We start from the raw sequence: 18,430 nt of genomic DNA, 5'->3' as shown, positions 1-18,430 counted from the left end.
AACCCAACGAAACCAGGGATTTTTGGTGTTGGGTTTTGTTCCTCTACCCAACAGTCGCTACTCCTATCTCTTGATAGAGGTCAATTACTTTTATCTGTTTATAAGTTGGTTGTAACAGGGTAGTCAATAAATTAACCAAATATTATGGCTGACATTGTAGAAACTGCTGCCAAAGCGGGTAATTTCAAGAAGTTGTTGCAGGTGGCTGAAGCTGCACAAATCACAGATACTCTCAAAAGTCCTAGTTTTTTTACATTGTTTGCACCTACTGATGAGGCTTTTGCAAAGCTACCAAAGGGAACTTTAGATTCACTACTGCAAGACATCCCTAAGTTGAAGAAAATTGTAGCGTATCATGTAGCCTTTGGTGATGTCCGGTCTGATGACTTGGTGCAAATCGAAGAAGCAGAAACTCTGGAAGGATCTATCTTAGCCATTGAATCTAGCAACGATGGCATTACTGTGAATGATGCAAAAATTCTACAAACAGACATCCTTGCTGATAATGGTGTAATTCATGTGATCGATGCAGTGTTGATGCCGGCAATGGTTGCTGGGAGATAGGTGATAGGTGACAGGTGACAGGCGACAGGTGACAGGGAGAGAATATTTGATAATTTCTTTTCCTCCATCTCCCCATTCCCTACTTCCCTCAACCTAGGATGCAACCGCTACGTGGGAGAAGATTTAACGATAGTTGTTTTGTTTCTCCTTCACTATGCCAATTAAATTCTGCTGTACCGTATAATAACTTGTTGGGTTGAGTCTGGAAATTCGTAACATCTACATCAGTTTGTGTTGATGCTGTACCGACATTTACAGCGATAATTAATTCCTCTGTGCCTAAAGTGCGAGCAAAAATGTATATTGCTCCCTGTGCCGAGATAACTTTATAGTCACCTATGCGTAAAGCTGGATAAGTATGGCGTAAAGCGATTAATTGGCGGTGAGTATCATAAATCTCTTTATCCCAGTTAGCTTCTAAGGGAAACCCTCGACGGGAATCGGGGTCTAGTTTTCCCGGTAAACCAACTTCATCACCATAATAGATACTAGGCGCACCGGGAAAGGTTAGTAATAAAAAGGTGGCTAATTCCACACTAGATTTATCGCCACCAGCAATGGTAATTAACCTTGCTGTGTCATGACTGGCGAGTAGATTGAGTTGGGTTAGCTGAATTTCCCAGGGGTAAAGTTGCAGTAGTTCTTCAATTTTGGCGGCGTACTCGGCTGCAAATAAGGGCGGGTATGGTTGATAGTCGCGACCTTGGACTTGTTCTAAGACTACGCGATCGCCTGCTGCAAAGGCAATGGTCGGCCCGGCAAATAAATAGTTCATCACGCCGTCAAATTGTGTACCATCTAGCCATTCACGGGAATCTCCCCACACTTCCCCCACAATATAAGCATCGGGGTTAATGGCTTTGACGCGATCGCGAAATTCTTGCCAAAAACCAGGGGTTTTAATTTCAAATGGTACATCCAACCGCCAGCCGTCGATACCGAATTTTATCCAATATTCGGCAATTTCCATGATATATTCCCGGACTTCTGGGTTGTCATGATTAAATACAGGCAAGGCGCGGTTATCAGCCCAACCTACGTAGTTGGCGGGTAACTCACCTGTATATGGTGCAAGCGGCCAGCCTTCAATTTTGAACCAATTCAGCCACGGGGAATGAGGGCCATTTTCTAAAATGTCGTGAAAGAAGAAAAATCCTCGGCTGGCATGATTAAATACTCCATCGAGAACAACTTTAATATTTCTTTGGTGGGCTGCATCTAGTAATTCTTTAAAGGCTGAATTGCCCCCTAGCATGGGGTCTACTTGATAATAATCATGGGTGTGATAGCGGTGATTACTGGCAGATTGAAATATCGGTGTGAAGTAAATGGCGTTAATGCCTAGGTCTTGGATGTAGTCTAATTGCTCTATAATTCCCCATAAATCACCGCCTTTGTAACCTTGCAGTGTGGGCATTGCTTCCCAATCTTCCCAACGTGCTTCACGTAACAGGCGTTTGTGGGGTTGGTTACTTCTGGCAAATCTGTCGGGGAAAATTTGGTAGAAGATGGCGTGTTTAACCCAATCTGGTGTTTGAATTTGCATGAATTTCTCTTTATTTGTTCAGTAGTATTTTGACTTTAAATTACATATTTGTGGTTCTTACTTGTGGTAGAGAATTTTTAATATTTATTTCACGCAGAGGCGCAGCGAAAAGTCGGAGCGGAGGTTTCCTCCGATCTGAACTTTTCAAGACAGAGGCGCAGAGAGGAGGACGAAGGGGAGGAAGAGGAGTTATTTGGGGTGATTAAAATTAGGTTTTATTTTCGGGTTGATCTATTAAGTTGATGTTAATGATTAATGTATGACTTAAATATATTTCGCCTGAAAATTGAGGTCAAATGAGATACGAAAAGCTTTCTCCTGGTCTGTTGTTGGCTTGGGATGATTTTCAACGGGAAGGGGAGTTGGCGTTAATTACACACGGGCGATCGCTAGGGTTAATTGCTCCTAGAAGTGTTATTAAACCTACTAAAAGTGTGGTTTTTATTTATTGTGATGCTGATGCAGATTTGAGTCATCTTTCGCAATATGGGATTGAAATAAATCAAAATTCTGGTAGTGTACGAACGGCTTTTTTACCTCTAGAGAGTTTAGCAGTTTTAGCGGCAGAATCTGCAATTGAGCGCATTAAGCCATCCCGTAAACTTAAATTGCGGATGGATGTTGCACCCCAAGCCATTAAACTGTCGAGTTTTGTCAATAGAACTGGACTCACTGGTAAGGGGGTAATTATTGGCATCATTGACACTGGTATTGATGCCAAACACCCTGCTTTTGCTGGACGGATTTTCAGGATTTGGGATCAAACTTTGCCAGGACTAGGGGTAAATGAGGGTCGTTACGGTGCAGAATTTATAGGCGAACAACTTTGTGTTTCTCAAGATACGGAAGGTCACGGTACTCACGTTGCCGGGATTTCTGCGGGTGCTGATGCTGTCTATAGTGGTGTTGCACCAGAGGCGGAGTTAGTAATTATTAAGTCTGATTTGCAGGATGCTCACATTGCTGATGCTATCCGTTATATTTTTCGGGTGGCTGGTGAGTTGGGACGACCGGCTGTAGTCAATCTTAGCGTCGGTGGTCACGCTGATGCTCACGATGGTAGTGATTCTCTATCCCAAATTATCAATGCTGAATCTGGGATAGGTAGAATTATTTGCTGTGCGGCGGGGAATGAGGGGAATGATAATATTCACGGTCAAGCTAATATTCCCAGTGGACGCAGCCGGGGTATGCGTTTTAATGTACCTCTGAATCAAATAGGCATGGTCTGGTTAAATGCTTGGTATACGAGTTCTGGTCAATTAGAGGTATCTGTGCGGAGTCCTAACGGTTTTGTGACTCCCTACCAAAAAATTATTACTGATGGTAATCCTTCCCAAAGCTATGATTTACCCGATTCTCAAGTAGAACTCGTCACACCAGAACGCGACCCGTCCAATGGGGATTATCATTTTTTTGTGCAGATTCGTGGTAGGGGTAGATCCCTTGTGCAAGGGGGTGTCTGGCAATTACGAGTCCGTAACACCTCAGCATCAGATACCATACTTGATGTTTGGACGCTAGATGATACCTTATCGGTATTTTTTACTGGTAAAAGCGTTAAGGATGCAGTAAAAATCGGTTCTCCTGGCTGTGCTAGTAATGCAGTGACAGTGGCTGCTTATACTACTAAGGTCAAGTACGAAGATATCGATCGCCACATCCGCGAAATGGGTTTAGAATTAAACACTATTTCCGAATTTAGTAGTGAAGGCCCTTTAAGAAATCAAGCCCCCAAGCCAGATATAGCCGCACCAGGTGCAATGATTGTCTCTACACTTTCTAGTCATTTTAATAGCGATCGCTCCATGACGATTAATTCCCAATTTGTCGCCATGTCCGGTACAAGCATGGCTGCACCATTTGTCACCGGATTAATCGCATTATTATTACAGCGCAACCCCAAGTTAGACCCATCTACGATAAAAGACCTACTACGCCAAAATAGTTCTATCCCCGGCAAATCTCCCGGTACATTTGATCACAAATGGGGTTTTGGATTAATTGACACGGAGAAACTGTAACGTAGAGATGGAGAGACAAAGCTGAATTTTTCCCTGTCCCCTGTCCCCTGTCCCCTGTCCCCTGTCACCTGTCACCTGTCACCTGTCCCCTGTCACCTTCCTCCATGAACTACCAAAAACTGGATGCTAGCTTGGTTTTAGCACTGGATGAGGTTTTAGATCCGGAGTTAGTAAGTTTAGTAGTATTTATCTATACTGAAACTAATTTAAATTCTACTGCAACTGCTATGTTAGAAAATCTGGGTGTAAGTGGTATCAGCAGTGAACAAGATTTATTTACCGCCACCCTATCACCTGACCAAATTGCCCAATTATCGGATCAACCTTGGGTAAGATTGATTAGGCGATCGCAAAAATTACATTTAAGGTATGGGAACTTTTGACCTAGCGGCCTCGGTTGGGATATAGCCTATTGCTTGATGATTTTAGGCAGTGAGATACATCACCAGTAGGGTTTAGCAAAATTCATTAGACATAATCTTTGATCCCCCCTTACCAGTTGCTACAGAGAGTCCTAAACTGTAGGTGGGAGTTGAAAGGCAGTTGGGAGACATCTTGTGAAAAAAGTATTAGCAATTATTCTTGGAGGTGGTGCAGGTACTCGCCTGTACCCATTAACCAAATTACGTGCTAAACCAGCAGTACCAGTGGCAGGGAAGTACCGTTTAATAGATATCCCTGTCAGTAATTGCATAAATTCAGAAATTTTTAAAATCTACGTCCTGACACAATTTAACTCAGCTTCCCTTAATCGTCACATCGCGCGTACTTATAATTTTAGTGGCTTCAGTGAAGGGTTTGTGGAAGTGCTGGCCGCACAACAAACACCAGAAAACCCCAACTGGTTTCAAGGTACAGCCGATGCGGTGCGTCAGTATCTGTGGATGCTGCAAGATTGGGATGTAGACGAATTTTTGATCTTGTCAGGAGATCACCTCTACCGGATGGATTATCGCTTATTCATCCAGCGTCATCGCGAAACGAACGCCGATATTACTCTGTCTGTAATTCCCATCGACGATCGCCGCGCCTCAGATTTCGGTTTAATGAAAATTGATCAGTCTGGGCGAGTGATTGATTTTAGCGAAAAACCCAAAGGCGAAGCGTTAGCTCAAATGCAGGTTGATACCACTATTTTGGGATTGACTCCAGAACAAGCCGCATTACAGCCCTATATCGCCTCGATGGGGATTTATGTATTTAAAAAAGATGTTTTGATCAAACTTTTGAGAGAAGCTTTAGAACGGACTGATTTTGGTAAGGAAATTATTCCTGATGCCGCCAAAGATCACAATGTTCAAGCTTATTTATTTGATGATTACTGGGAAGATATTGGGACAATTGAAGCTTTTTATAATGCCAATTTAGCTCTTACACAGCAACCATTACCTCCGTTTAGCTTTTACGACGAAGAATACCCAATATACACCCGCGCTCGTTATTTACCACCAACCAAACTATTAGACTGTCACGTCACAGAATCAATAGTTGGCGAAGGCTGCATTTTGAAAAACTGCCGCATTCAACACTCAGTTTTGGGAGTGCGATCGCGAATTGAATCAGGCTGTATTATCGAAGAATCTTTGCTCATGGGTGCTGACTTCTATCAACCTTATGTAGAACGTCAGTGCAGTATAGATAAAGGCGATATCCCTGTAGGCATCGGCCCGGATACCGTTATCCGCCGTGCCATCATCGATAAAAATGCCCGCATCGGTCACGATGTCAAAATTATCAATAAAGACAACGTGCAAGAAGCAAACCGCGAAAATCAAGGTTTCTACATTCGTAGTGGGATTGTAGTCGTCCTGAAAAATGCCGTCATCCCTGATGGAACAATTATCTAAAAGAGTGCTGAGTTATGAGTAATGAGTTATGAGTGCTGAGTTTGAGGTTATAAGTAATGAGTTTGAGGTTATTAGTAATGAGTACAATTTCTAATTACTCTCAACCCCTGACTCCTAACGTATCACTCACCACTCTTTACTCACCACTCTTTACTCACTACTCACTACTCAGCACTCAGCACTCAGCACTCATCTTACTGATTGGTCTTCCTGGTAGCGGTAAGTCAACTTTAGCAAAGCAATTAATAGCAGAATGCCCCCTGATGCAGCTAATTTCTACAGATGCCATCAGGGGGCAATTATTTGGTTCAGAGGCGATTCAAGGGTCTTGGATGCTGATTTGGCGGGAAATTGAACGACAATTACAGCAGGCTATATCTACAGATAAAACTGTCATTTTTGATGCTACCAACGCCCAACGCCGCCATCGTCGGGAAATTATCACTCTAGCCCGTGACTTAGGCTTTACTCACATTACAGGGGTGTGGGTAAAAACTCCCGTTTGGCTGTGTTTGGCAAGAAATCAAAAACGCGATCGCACAGTCCCAGAAGAAATTATCTTACGAATGCACCGCCAACTCCGCGATGCACCCCCCAGCCGAGAAGAAGGACTAGATGAATTAGTCATGAGTCATTAGTTTTTCTCCATCTGCTACCTTGTCTTCCCCAATCCCCAAGTACGGTAATCGCGCCGATCCAATGAGCATGAACCACACTTGATTATCTATATTATTTGTTAATTTAAAATCAGAATTATTTATGCTTGGCATTATACCTAGCAAAAATAAAATCTTGCATCTTAGAAAAAAACTTAAAGGAAATTTTTATAGGAGGCTGGTAGATGGCTGCAACCGACTTCAAAGACTATTACACGATTTTGGGAGTTAGTAAAACTGCCAGTCAAGAAGAAATTAAACAAGCTTTTCGTAAATTAGCCCGCAAGTATCACCCTGATGTTAATCCAGGTAACAAGCAGGCAGAGGCAAGCTTTAAAGAAGTTAACGAAGCTTACGAAGTGTTGTCAGATGTAGACAAACGCAAAAAATACGACCAATTTGGTCAATATTGGCGACAAGTTGGTGAGGGTGGCTTCCCAGGTGGCGGTGCTGGTGTCGATATGGGTGGCTTTGACTTCAGCCAATACGGCAATTTTGATGAATTTATCAATGAATTACTAGGACGCTTTGGTGGTGGTGCGCCTCGCGGTGGACCACAAAGCTATTCTTATGGGACTCCTGGCGGTAGACCAGGGGGTGGTTATGGTGGCTTTGGTGACTTTGGTTTTCAAGATGTCGGTGCAGGTGGCGCACAAGATACAGAAGCTGCTATTACTTTAACTTTTGCAGAAGCTTTTGCCGGTTCTCAAAAGCGTTTTAGCTTAGGTAACGAAACGCTAGATGTGCGTATCCCACCTGGTGCAAAACCGGGTAATCGCCTGCGGGTAAGGGGTAAAGGTCAATTTAACCCCATGACTCAACAAAGGGGGGATTTATATTTAAAGGTGGAATTACAACCGCACTCATTCTTCCAGATTGAAGGCGATCATCTTGTCTGCGAAGTGGCGATTACTCCCGATGAAGCGGCTTTAGGCGCATCAATTGATGTACCTACACCCGATGGTAGTGTAAATGTTAAGCTACCGGCTGGTGTGCGTTCTGGTCAATCTTTGCGTTTACGAGGTAAAGGCTGGCCTCTCCCCAAAGGTGGACGTGGTGATCAGTTGGTGAAGGTGGCGATCGTTCCACCGAAAGACATGAGCCAGCAAGAACGAGAATACTATGAAAAAATCCGGGCTATTCGCACCTACGATCCCCGTAGTCATTTACAACAGGTCAAACTTTAAATTCATAATTACGTTTTGTAATGGGGATTTTCCCTCGATACAAAACGTGTTGCTTATAGAAACAGGGGACTGATACCTCTACAATTTCTTACAATAAAAAAGAGAAGGTAAAAATATATTTTTACCTTCTCTTTTTTATCTATAGAGCATCTAAGACTTGTTCGTAGCTTTCATTTGTGCCTCTATTGTGACACTCTTTACACCTTTGACTTCTTTAACTAACTTTTCAGCTTTTTTCAGTTCTTCTTTAGAAGTAGCTGTGCCTTTAATGATAATTTCACCATCCTTATTTTCTACTTCTAATTTAGTCCCTGGTAAGCCGTTCTTTAGCTTATTAGTAACTGTGTTTTTTAAATCTAACTCTGCTTTTCCTAATGAGGTTTTCTGATCCTGCGTTTTGGCTTTAGTATCTGTGCTAGCTGCTGGAATAGTTGTTGGTTTTGCCGTAGATTTGATAGTTTTATCTGTTGTTTGAACAGTTCCATCTGTAGTTTTAGGAGTTTCTGAGGCATTTTTAGCAGCCTCTTCACAGCCAAAAGCACCAACTAATAAAAAACCAGTAACGATAAAGGTAATTAGCTGTTTCATATTTATTTCCTACTTGAATATTTGAAGTGATTAATTGAGGTTTTTTTCAGACTCAGGAGCAAATTTTAAACCATGATAAAACTTGAGACGGTAAATATTTATAGCCAGCCAATATAGCTGTGACTAGAAACTTATACGTCTATTGAATCCTGAAATCCGCAAGCTTATTTGGAGAATTTTAAAATTCTTAAATGACAATTCAACAGTAACAATTTGATTTTTAACAAACTGAATAAGCCTTATAGGAAAAGCAAATTACAAAATAAAACCAATATAAATACTTAATACTGAGTGGCCGTCAAAGATAAGACCTCTTGCAAAAGTCCGAAAATGAGATGTGTCATTCTGAATGAAATGTAGAATCTTTGAGATGTTTCGCTTTGCTCAACATGACAGCTTAAGCATTTATGCAAGCGATCAATAGTAACCTGACAGGGGAGTGCTAATAATTAAACCGCACCTAGCCCTAATCAATAGCATCGATGGGCTAGGCGCGGTTATTGTGATGAAAGCCAATTTTGGTAGTTGGGCAAGGCTTTTAGAGTCATGAAACCTGGTATTGCCTACCTTACAGTTATTAAGAATGGGGCAATATATCAGACTGGAAAGCCTAGCATTTAGTGCCTAATTATACTTTGTTTAATTTTCTTTTCCATAGACGTAGCCACAAAGACAATGACTTGATCCAACTTCCTCCTAGCAAATCGTGAAGTAGGGTATAAAAGCAAGGGATAATAAATAATGTCAAGATGGTTGCCAAGGATAAACCAGAAAACACGACTACACCTAATGGTTGGAGAAATTCTGAACCTTCACCAATTCCCAATGCTAACGGGAACATACCTAGAACTGTGGTGATGGTAGTCATTAAAATGGGGCGTAACCTTTGGGGCGCAGCTTTCAAGATAGCAGTTTTGCGGTCAATTTGCTCTCGTTCACGGATTTGGTTGGCTAATTCCACCATGATGATTGCGTTGTTAACCACAATTCCCACGAGTAAAACCGCACCGACAATTACCGTTGCACCAATGGCAGTTTGAGTCAGGTAAAGTCCAAAAATACCACCAGCTAAGGCTAGGGGAATTGTGAACATAATGGCTAGGGGGTCAATGAGGGAATTGTACTGCACCGCCATAACTACAAACACCAGAAAGGAAGCTAATCCGCCTAGAATTTGCAGTGAACTTTGAAGTTCTTGATTCGATGCGGCTGCTGAACTGGGTAAGACGCTGACACCTTCTGGCAAGTCTAGGCTATCTACTACTGTTTGTACCTGTGCTAAGGCATCACTCAAGCTAGCCCCTTCTGTTAAGTTGCCAGCAAAGATGGCAACTTGGCGTTGGTTGATGCGCTGAATCTCTCCTGGGGCTTGGTCTTCGACAATTTGGGCAACATCACTTAAGCGGACTTGGCGATTGCCATCTACAAATAAGGGTAATCTCTGAAGTTGAGAAGGTGTTTGTACTGATGTTTCATTTAATTGCACCCTGACATCTACTAATCGGTTGTCCCGTTGTAATTGAGTGGGGACGCTGCCTTCCAGGGCTGTTTGAATTGTGTTGCCGATATCTTGGGTAGTTAGTCCCAAAGCTGCAACTCGTTCCCAGTCAGGACGAATTTGAATTTCTGGCTGTCTGTCATCGGCATCGGGGCGGAATCTGGATAGGGTGGCGCGTTCTTCTAAGGCTGCTAAAACTTGACGACCAGCTTCTTCTAAGGTTTGTGAAGTATTACCCTGAAGAATGACGTCAACATCAGCATTGCGGACAGGGGAGTTATTAGCAATTAAACCTCGGACTTGACCAGGGGATAGGCGGAGGCGAATGCCTGCTAAATTTAACTTGTTAAAAGCTTGGGTGACTCTTTCAACGTAAGTATCTATATTACTACCGGGTTTGAGGGTGATATTACTTGTACCGCGCAGGGGATTAGCATTGGTATTAGTCCCAAACAATGCACCCCCGGCTGTAGAGAAAACATATTCTGTTTCTGGTTGTTGGCGGATGATGTCTTCCACCGCACTCATGACTTTGCGGTTAGTTTCTAGAGGCGTACCTGGGGGAAACTGGGCGAATAAATTGGCTTGTCCTGTGTTGATGCGGGGGAGAATTTGTTGCGGGATTTGGGGGGTCATCCACAAGCTACCACCACCAAATAGGATAATTGCGATCGCAATTGTGACTAACCGCCAGCCTAATATCATTCTTAAGAAGCCAGCATACATCCCGGTAGCTGCTTCAAAACTGCGATTAAACTGCCGCAATAGCCAAAATTCGTTTAAATAACTAGAGACTTGCCATCCTAACATTCGAGAGGCGAGCATTGGTACAACGGTAGCGGCAATCACAATGGAAGTAGCTACCGAAAAGCTGATGGTGAGGATTAATTCATTAAATAGTAAAGCAATAAACCCTCCAATTAGCAAGAAAGGCAGCACTGCTACTAAGTTGGTACTAGTAGAGGCAATTAAAGCTGATTCTACTTCTCTACTACTTTGTTCTGCTTGAAAAATTACTTCCTTCTGATGCAAACGCCTTTTATTATCCTTGCCAGGAGTCATACCAACACCCTCGGCAATGTTTTCTAACATGACGATGGAGTTGTCTACGACAATACCTACACCCAAGGCTAAACCACCCAAACTAAAAACGTTGAGAGTTAAGCCAAACACCCCCATCAAGATAATTGCTGCTAGGGTAGCTAAGGGAATGGCAATGACGATAATAAAAGTTTGCCTGAGAGAACCAAGAAATAAGAGAACTGCGATCGCGGCTAGTGCTGTACCAATTAGCCCAGAAGTTGTAACATTAGCAATAGAATTACGGATAAACTTTGATTCATCTAAGGTGGGTGTCATAATTGTCCCTTCAGGGACAACATTAGATTGTTGCAACTGTTCTAAACGTGTTTTTACCGCATCAACTACGTTGATAGTATTCGCATCTGGCTGCTTTTGAATACTGACTTTGACGGCTGGTTCACCGTTAAGGGAAACATAAATCCTTTGTTGTTCTGAACCGTCGATAACTTCGGCAAAGTCTCTTAAATAGACGCGACGATTTGGTGTGGAAGACGGGGAACTAGATGCTGGGGAAGATACTTCAAAAGATAAGTTTTTAATTTCATCCGCACTTTTAAAGCGTCCTACAGTCCGGGTTAGTGGCTCAGAATTCGCTCCCAAAATTCTACCGCCGGAAATATCTTGGTTGCGGTTTCTCAACTCATCTAGGACATCGGTTAAACCGATACCCAAAGCTTGCAAGCGGTCTAAATCAAGGTTGACTCTAATCTCTTCTTGCAAACCTCCTGACACAGCTACCCCTGCTACTCCAGGGACAACACCTAATTCACGGGCGAGTTCTTCTTCGGCAAATACCCGCAAATCTACCCCGCTTAAGGAAGGGGAAGTTAATGCAAATTCGTAAACAGGTAGCTGGGAAGGGTCTATTTTAAATAAGCGTGGTGATTCAATGCTATCTGGTATGGTGCTTCTAGCTCTATTAAAGGCAGCTGTGGCATCGTTTAAGGCTTGGTCAATATTTCCCCCTGGTTGGAAGTATAAATCTATGCTGACTTGTCCTTCACGAGTTTGGGAAAAAACCTGTACCACGCCCTCAGTAGCAGTAAAAGCTTCTTCTAGAGGTTTGGTAACTTCATCAATTGCTACCTCTGGAGAAATACCGGGGGCTTGTATGCGTACACCAATTCGCGGATAGGTAATTGAGGGCAATAAGTCTACAGGTAGTTTAATAACGAAAAAGATACCCAAAACTATTACTGCTAAGGTTAGCATCAGTGTGCCAATATGTCGGCGAATAGATATGGCACTGATACTAAATCCGCCGTTTTTATTTACTTGCTGCATCTCTTGGCTTCACTCCCATTTAAGCCCCTTTGAGGGAATTCAAAATTCAAAAAACAGATTTTTTACTAAACTCATAACTCATAACTCACCACTCATTACTCATTACTCATCACTTCTCCTGTGGTGTTTCTGAAAGAATGGAAAGACGTACAGTTTCCCCATCTTTTAAAGGTCTACCACTACGAACTACATAGCGATCGCCTGGTTGTAAGCCGGATAAAATTTCGACTTTGCCATCAGCTTTTTTACCTAGGGTGACAGCACGAGATGTAACTTTGGTTTTACCTTCTGAGTCTGTCACGACGTAGAGTTTACCATTCTGTTCTTCTGCTGCACCTGGAGCGATGGTTTTGGCTGACTTTTGCAGGGCTGTTTGTGACACCACTACGCGCTGTGGTTTTTCGGTGGCAAAATTAACTCTTGCTAGTAACCCGCTACTGATGTTGTTGTTACTGTTGGGAATCACTACTTCCACTGGGATTAAGCGGGCTGTTGCATCGGCGGTGGGAGAAATGCGGGTGACTCTACCAATTAATTTTTCTTGGGGGAAAGCATCTAAGCGTACTTGTACAGACTGCCCTACCTGAATTTGGCTTAACTCTAATTCAGAAACTTGTACGACAACTTTGATTCGGCTAAAGTCCCCAAGTTTTAAAGCTTCACCACCTGCTTGTAAGAGATTTCCTGGTTCTGAGACTTTTTCGGTGACGACACCAGTGATGGGAGATGTCAGACGAGTATAGGATCTGCGTTCTTGTGTTTGGGCTAATACTGCTTTTTGGGCAAATACTCTACCTTTAGCGGCGGCTACAGCTTGTTGTTCGGTGCGGACTCGCTCTTGGGTAGCCCGGAGGGATTGGGCGGCTGTTTGGGCTTTGGTGTTTGCTTGTTCAGCCATCTGCTCAGAGATTGCCCCTTCTTTGAATAATTGTTGCTGGCGGTTAGCATCTGCTTGGGCTTGTACTAACTCTAGCCGCGCCCTTTCTACTTCCGCACGGGCATTACTGACTTGGGTTGTAGCTCTGGCTACTTCTGATTGCAAGGCTGCTAGCTCGGCTTCGGCTTGTTTTAAGTTGGTTAACAGCAGGGTATCATCTAATTGAGCCAGGGTTTGCCCTTTTTTGACTGTATCACCGACATCTGAGTTTAAAGATAATAGTCTGCCTTCTACTTGCGATCGCAGCGATATGATCTGAAATGGTGTGGTTGTACCTGTATATTCTATTTGTGGTTGCAATCTATCTATCCGAGCAATCGCTACATCTACAGGTGTTGCTTGACCACCTTCTCCTCTAGTGGGTGGCTGAGGCTGTGCCGTAGCTGATTCTTTTGGTAAAGAGCCACAACTAGCAGTTAACATACCCATGCTGAATAGACAAGCTATAAATAGGAAATAGGAAACCCTGGCTTTATGAGTATGATTTTCCACACGGCAATTTGTGTGCGTGTTATTTGACTGCTTAAGAGGTGTGTAAGTTGGCTGTTTCATCGATTTTTGCTGTAATTTTGGCTCAAAATTATCTATTTAGCTTGTTTAAACAAGTTTTTGACATAACAGCTTTTGGTAACCAAACAAACCCGTGTATATGTTGCTGGTAGAGAAATCTGGAGAATATACAAATTGTTTTGAAAAGGGTTTTTGCGTCAAACTTTACTATGTTTACAAAATAATGTCAAAACTAGTTTTTCTAATACATTGCTAATGCACAGGCGAAACACATTTGATATTTGATTTGACTATAACATTGGTATAAATTCGAGCAAAAAAACACTTGAATATCCCAAAGTATAGGAATCGTGGCAATCCAAATCACTAAATAATTTATCTTCTGACATTGCCGACAGTATTGTTTGAAATATAAATAGTTAGCTTTACTAAATATATATCTTAATAGTAACAAAAACGCCAGGGCAATTACGGGGAATTTTCGGTATTTATCCAATATATTAAAAATTCTAAACTAACATTGCCTTTTATCCTCATGTATTATATGAGTAAAGCCGAATTTTTATTCCTTTTAGGTGAGGACAATTACGAGTGATATCACCGCTAAAAGTTGCACACACTGCTGATGAGTCCCAAATCATCGAATTTTTTCAAGAATCAGTTGGTCAGTGGCTCTCAGAAAGACGTTATTACACTCTCCCGGACGGTGATACCAAAGAAATACAGAGTATGATCACCATCCGATTTTTAGAACGAGGATGTGATGAATTGCAAAAGCTGGCTCAGATACATGATCTAACTGATGCAGTGATGTTAATTTGTGGTGCTGAAGTTAATTGGTCTAGCACAGACACCCTCAAAAATCGGCAGGAGTCACAAGGGTCTACATTATTTGGGGCTTTAGGAAGTGTATTGTATCGCGATCGCGGTTTTGCCACATCTAAGCCAGTCACCGCCAAGTATTCTTTCCCTAACCCCAAAACTCTATGTCTGCGGACAGAGTATAACGGTTCAGTCTTTGAGGAAGAGTTAAAGTTAGTTGGTAGTAAATATCGCACCAGACAAACGATTATTTCCCGCGCTGGTGAACAGTTAATGATTGGGCAGTATTTAGAAAAGAGAATAGATTAATTTGTGGTGGCGATGGCGTACCGACCTCGCTCTCACCCTGGTATATAGCCAATCATCCTTCATTCGTGAGAGTCTAAAACCCCGGTTTCTCAGAGAAACTGGGGTTCTAAATTCTTGCACTTATCAGGAATCTGCTTTAACGTGAGTTCGACGAATAAAAAAACCCCTCTCCAAACTTCTCTGCAAGGAGAGAGGCTTTTAAACCCCATTCCATTTTTCGTTGATATGTTAGCTCTTTACTCCCCTCTCCGCGTCGGAGAGGGGCTGGGGGAGAGGTCAAAAAGACTTGTCGAACTCACGTTGCTTTAGTTTTGACGCTTAAATTTCAGCATACCCATTGCAGCCGCAGCTAATAAGCCAAAGATAGTTCCAGGCTCAGGGACAGATTTTATCCCATCATCAATTGAGAAAACGGTTGTAGTTCCACTGACCTCATTGGCTGTCACCAATAAGGGGTTACCATTGGGACTATCTTGGGCTGAAATTAACAGAAGCCCTTCTACGCCTAAGTCTCCCACGGCTGGATTAGTCTTACCATCTATGGTTGGACTAACGTTGAAATCACGATTGTTAACGTATTCAACAAAAGTAGGCTGGAGTGGGTCGGTGATATCATAGACCATTACACCACCAATGCGCTCTAATCCTACGAAGGCGTAAAAGCGACCATTAATTTCAGCAACTTTCACATCTTCTGGTTCTGGGCCTTTGTTGTCGCTGCGGTTATCAAATGAGTTGCTCTCTTCATGATTAGAGTTGAAGAATTGAGGTAGAAGTTGGGCAGTAATTTGCTCAAAGTCATCGCCGCTATCATAGACTTGCTTGAGTTCGCCTGTGTCTTCATCCCACTCAAAAATTGAGAAGGAACGACCACCAAAAGCGTAAATCTCTTCAAACAGACCTTCACTATTCTTGCCGAGAGTTGTGGTGACTGTTAAACGACCCAAGTTGGTATTATTTTTCAAAGCACCAGCATTAGGAAAAGCAGTGGGATCGAGTTGATAATCAGGGTCATTTACCCTGCTTTCTTCTGCAAAACCATCGTATTCACGAGCATCACCCTCGTTAGCTGTGACAATATAGGTTTTGCCATTAAGTGTATAGGAAGTTATACCATCGGGTTGGTACATCCCCAAAACTGGCCATTTAGCAATGTTGATAGCATTATCGCGATCGCTCGCATCAAAGCCATTTCCTGGTAGGCTATGATCCTTGAAACCTAAAGGAATAATGTCTGTAAACACATTATTGATCAAGTCGAGGGTGGCGATCGCATTATTTTCCTGCAAAACCACCCAAGCCTTAGTAGAATCTTGAGAAACAGTAATGTACTCTGGCTCTAAATCCTGAGCAACACTAGCATTAGGGCCAAATATTCTTACTCCCGCAGTTCGTAGCTGATCAATCTGGCTGTTAAATTGGGTAAAGCCAGCATTAATGACACTAAAATCAGCAAGATTAATAATACTCACTGAGCCTTCTGGGTCAACGCTATCGGCTTGATTGTAACTATTTGGTTCACCTTCGTTAGCTACTAACACACGAGTTCCATCGGGTGTAAAGGTGAGCATATCAGGCAACGCTCCCACAGCGACAGAATTTAAGAAATCACCATTGGCGTTAAAAAATACAGCCTGACCATTGTTTTGCTTGGTAGATGCTTCCACTGCTGCTACTAGCAAGCCATTCTTGAAGGCGATGCTATTAGCCCCACCACCATAGGTAGTAATATCAAGAGTCTTAAATAATGAAGGCTTATTTGGGTCACTAATATTGATGATGTCAATACTGTTAGTGCTTCCATTGCTTACAAACAGTCTTTTCGTCACAGGGTCATAAGTCGGGATTTCTGCTCCCCCTCCACCGAAGATACCTGTGTTGTAAGTACCAATAGGTTTGAGCGTCAATGCGGCTGCTGGAGTTGCCATTGCTCCTAACAAAATAGCAGATGGAGCTAGTAGGGCGATAAGCTTTTTGATAGACATGATTGTAGTGAATTTTGAAACGCTTAACTTCTTGATTTCAGACACGGTGTACCTCTTTCCCGCCGATTGAACGCATGAAAATTCACCCACCAAGCTCTATTAAGCTTTGCGGATAATTCATGTATGTTTGCCGAGTAGACTAAATCAGTCGGAAGTCGTCACGCGGAGTTAGACGAATCACGAATTACGTGTACATCTGAAAAGTTATTCGTTTTAAGTTAAGTAATTTATAACCAAAGGTTAACTAAAGATTAAGTACAGTGTTTTCACTTAATCTTTATCTAAGCAGGATAAAGCTTTATCTAAGATTTGCACTTGCATCCAGTAGCATTTCGCCTGTAAATTTGCTCAACAAGAATACCCGTATCTTGGAAATACGGGGCTGTCAAATCTCATAAAGCAAAAAGATGACTACATATGTAACTCGAACCCAGGTAAAACATCTTCACCAAGAAGTAGAGTTGGCATTTTCACTATTTCTTTTAGCTGTCCCTGGCGGTAAATTTCTACCTCTCCATCTTGAGGGTTAATTAACCAGCCTAAGCGCAAGCCATTATCTATATATTCCTGCATCTTATCTTGGAGAGACTTAAGGCGATCGCTCTTTGATCTCAGTTCTATGAGAAAATCTGGCACTAATGGCGGAAATTTCTCCTGTTCCTCAATAGTTAGTGCTTCCCATCTTGACAATCTTATCCAAGACACATCAGGCGATCGTTTTGCTCCATTCGGTAGCCGGAATATTGTTGATGAACTAAAAACTACTCCTAATTTTGTTTGGCGATTCCAAATACTCAAATTAGTAATCAAGCCTGCTTCGAGAATACCAGTTTCTCCTCCCACTGGTGGCACAATGATCAATTCTCCGGTTGCACTGAGTTCTAGATTTAAATCCCGATTTGCCATGCACAGCCTATAAAACTGCTCGTCAGTGAGGCGAACTGCTGGTTCTAAATTTATGACAACAGTATCCATTGAACTGCTCCTTCCCAAAAGTTGGGAATTGGAAGTGCGATTAGATTAGCTAGCGTACAAAAATATTACCTAACCTAATGAGTGGCATCAAGAAAAAACTGTAATTTTTTCAGTATCAGGGGCGTAAATTCATACGCCCCTAGCAAGGTATTTTCAAAGCAAGTTAGATTGGTGCGTCCCACTTCTCCATAAAGCGATTTGGATAGTTAAGTTCGGTGAATCCAAATTGTCGATACAATTCATGAGCATCCTGCGTTGCCAACAACCATCGACGCAATCCCTGCAATTCAGGGTGGGAAGTAATTGTTTTGAGCAGCCACTTGCCTAAACCTTGCCCACGAAAAGGCTCTAAAACAAACACATCAGCAACATAGGCAAATGTGGCATAGTCTGTTACGAGGCGGGCAAAGCCAATCTGTTGTTTCCCTTGATATAAGCCGAATACCAGAGAATTTTGAATGGATAGCTGGAGAACCTCAAGCGATAAACCCTTACCCCAGTAGGAATTAGATAGAAACTGGTGTATCACATTCAAGTTTAGCTGATTGATATCTGTGCTGATGGAATACTCACCTTGCAACCACTCTCTAAGCATAAAATTGGCACAATCAACAA

The 18,430-nt window shown here is 42.4% G+C and carries 14 protein-coding genes; 7 read left to right on the top strand and 7 right to left on the bottom strand.

Annotated features, from left to right (window positions below; genetic code table 11):
- Window positions 1-144 precede the first annotated feature (144 nt).
- Entirely contained in the window at window positions 145-564 is a 420-nt protein-coding gene (locus ACM0OR_RS08040) for a fasciclin domain-containing protein (RefSeq protein WP_414575798.1), read from the top strand.
- Window positions 565-652: 88 nt separating this feature from the next.
- Here the strand turns inward: ACM0OR_RS08040 and ACM0OR_RS08035 are convergent, their stop codons facing one another.
- The gene (locus tag ACM0OR_RS08035) at window positions 653-2,110 is read right to left on the bottom strand and encodes a glycoside hydrolase family 13 protein (RefSeq protein WP_414575797.1); all 1,458 of its coding nucleotides are present in this window, start codon (window positions 2,108-2,110) and stop codon (window positions 653-655) included.
- A gap of 296 nt (window positions 2,111-2,406) precedes the next feature.
- Between ACM0OR_RS08035 and ACM0OR_RS08030 the strand changes: the two genes are divergently transcribed.
- From ACM0OR_RS08030 to ACM0OR_RS08010, 5 genes are all read left to right on the top strand, one after another.
- On the top strand, window positions 2,407-4,134 hold the full coding sequence (locus ACM0OR_RS08030; protein ID WP_414575796.1) for a S8 family serine peptidase: 1,728 nt from the start codon (window positions 2,407-2,409) through the stop codon (window positions 4,132-4,134).
- Window positions 4,135-4,238: 104 nt separating this feature from the next.
- Entirely contained in the window at window positions 4,239-4,517 is a 279-nt protein-coding gene (locus tag ACM0OR_RS08025) for a hypothetical protein (RefSeq protein ID WP_414575795.1), read from the top strand.
- Window positions 4,518-4,691: 174 nt separating this feature from the next.
- The gene (locus ACM0OR_RS08020; RefSeq protein ID WP_414575794.1) at window positions 4,692-5,981 is read left to right on the top strand and encodes a glucose-1-phosphate adenylyltransferase; all 1,290 of its coding nucleotides are present in this window, start codon (window positions 4,692-4,694) and stop codon (window positions 5,979-5,981) included.
- Between the two features lie 77 nt (window positions 5,982-6,058).
- Complete coding sequence (locus ACM0OR_RS08015; protein ID WP_414575793.1) at window positions 6,059-6,619, top strand: AAA family ATPase; 561 nt, start codon at window positions 6,059-6,061, stop codon at window positions 6,617-6,619.
- A gap of 203 nt (window positions 6,620-6,822) precedes the next feature.
- The gene (locus ACM0OR_RS08010; protein ID WP_190710215.1) at window positions 6,823-7,824 is read left to right on the top strand and encodes a J domain-containing protein; all 1,002 of its coding nucleotides are present in this window, start codon (window positions 6,823-6,825) and stop codon (window positions 7,822-7,824) included.
- Between the two features lie 150 nt (window positions 7,825-7,974).
- Here ACM0OR_RS08010 and ACM0OR_RS08005 read toward each other — a convergent pair whose 3' ends face one another.
- The 3 genes from ACM0OR_RS08005 to ACM0OR_RS07995 form a co-directional block, all read right to left on the bottom strand.
- Window positions 7,975-8,412 (bottom strand): BON domain-containing protein, encoded by a 438-nt coding sequence (locus ACM0OR_RS08005; RefSeq protein WP_414575792.1) that lies wholly within the window; start codon window positions 8,410-8,412, stop codon window positions 7,975-7,977.
- Between the two features lie 628 nt (window positions 8,413-9,040).
- On the bottom strand, window positions 9,041-12,277 hold the full coding sequence (locus ACM0OR_RS08000; RefSeq protein WP_414575791.1) for an efflux RND transporter permease subunit: 3,237 nt from the start codon (window positions 12,275-12,277) through the stop codon (window positions 9,041-9,043).
- 109 nt (window positions 12,278-12,386) lie between these two features.
- Window positions 12,387-13,766, bottom strand: a complete 1,380-nt coding sequence (locus ACM0OR_RS07995; RefSeq protein WP_414575790.1) for an efflux RND transporter periplasmic adaptor subunit — start codon at window positions 13,764-13,766, stop codon at window positions 12,387-12,389.
- 549 nt (window positions 13,767-14,315) lie between these two features.
- Here ACM0OR_RS07995 and ACM0OR_RS07990 point away from each other — a divergent pair.
- A complete protein-coding gene (locus tag ACM0OR_RS07990; RefSeq protein WP_414575789.1) occupies window positions 14,316-14,855 on the top strand; it encodes a phycobiliprotein lyase in 540 nt (179 codons plus the stop codon).
- Between the two features lie 305 nt (window positions 14,856-15,160).
- On the opposite strand, the gene ACM0OR_RS07985 is transcribed toward ACM0OR_RS07990, so the two are convergent.
- The 3 genes from ACM0OR_RS07985 to ACM0OR_RS07975 all read right to left on the bottom strand — a co-directional run bounded on the left by ACM0OR_RS07985 (window position 15,161) and on the right by ACM0OR_RS07975 (window position 18,410).
- Window positions 15,161-16,840: a choice-of-anchor I family protein gene (locus tag ACM0OR_RS07985; RefSeq protein ID WP_414575788.1), complete on the bottom strand. Its 1,680-nt coding sequence runs from the start codon at window positions 16,838-16,840 to the stop codon at window positions 15,161-15,163.
- Between the two features lie 411 nt (window positions 16,841-17,251).
- Window positions 17,252-17,815, bottom strand: coding sequence for a Uma2 family endonuclease (locus ACM0OR_RS07980; RefSeq protein WP_414575787.1), 564 nt, complete (start codon window positions 17,813-17,815; stop codon window positions 17,252-17,254).
- Between the two features lie 163 nt (window positions 17,816-17,978).
- Entirely contained in the window at window positions 17,979-18,410 is a 432-nt protein-coding gene (locus ACM0OR_RS07975) for a GNAT family N-acetyltransferase (RefSeq protein WP_414575786.1), read from the bottom strand.
- Window positions 18,411-18,430 lie beyond the last annotated feature (20 nt).

Source organism: Anabaena sp. CCY 9402-a (genome assembly GCF_963920945.1).
GTDB classification, from domain to species: Bacteria; Cyanobacteriota; Cyanobacteriia; order Cyanobacteriales; family Nostocaceae; genus Trichormus; species Trichormus minutissimus.
This window is presented reverse-complemented; position numbering and strand designations above follow the sequence as displayed.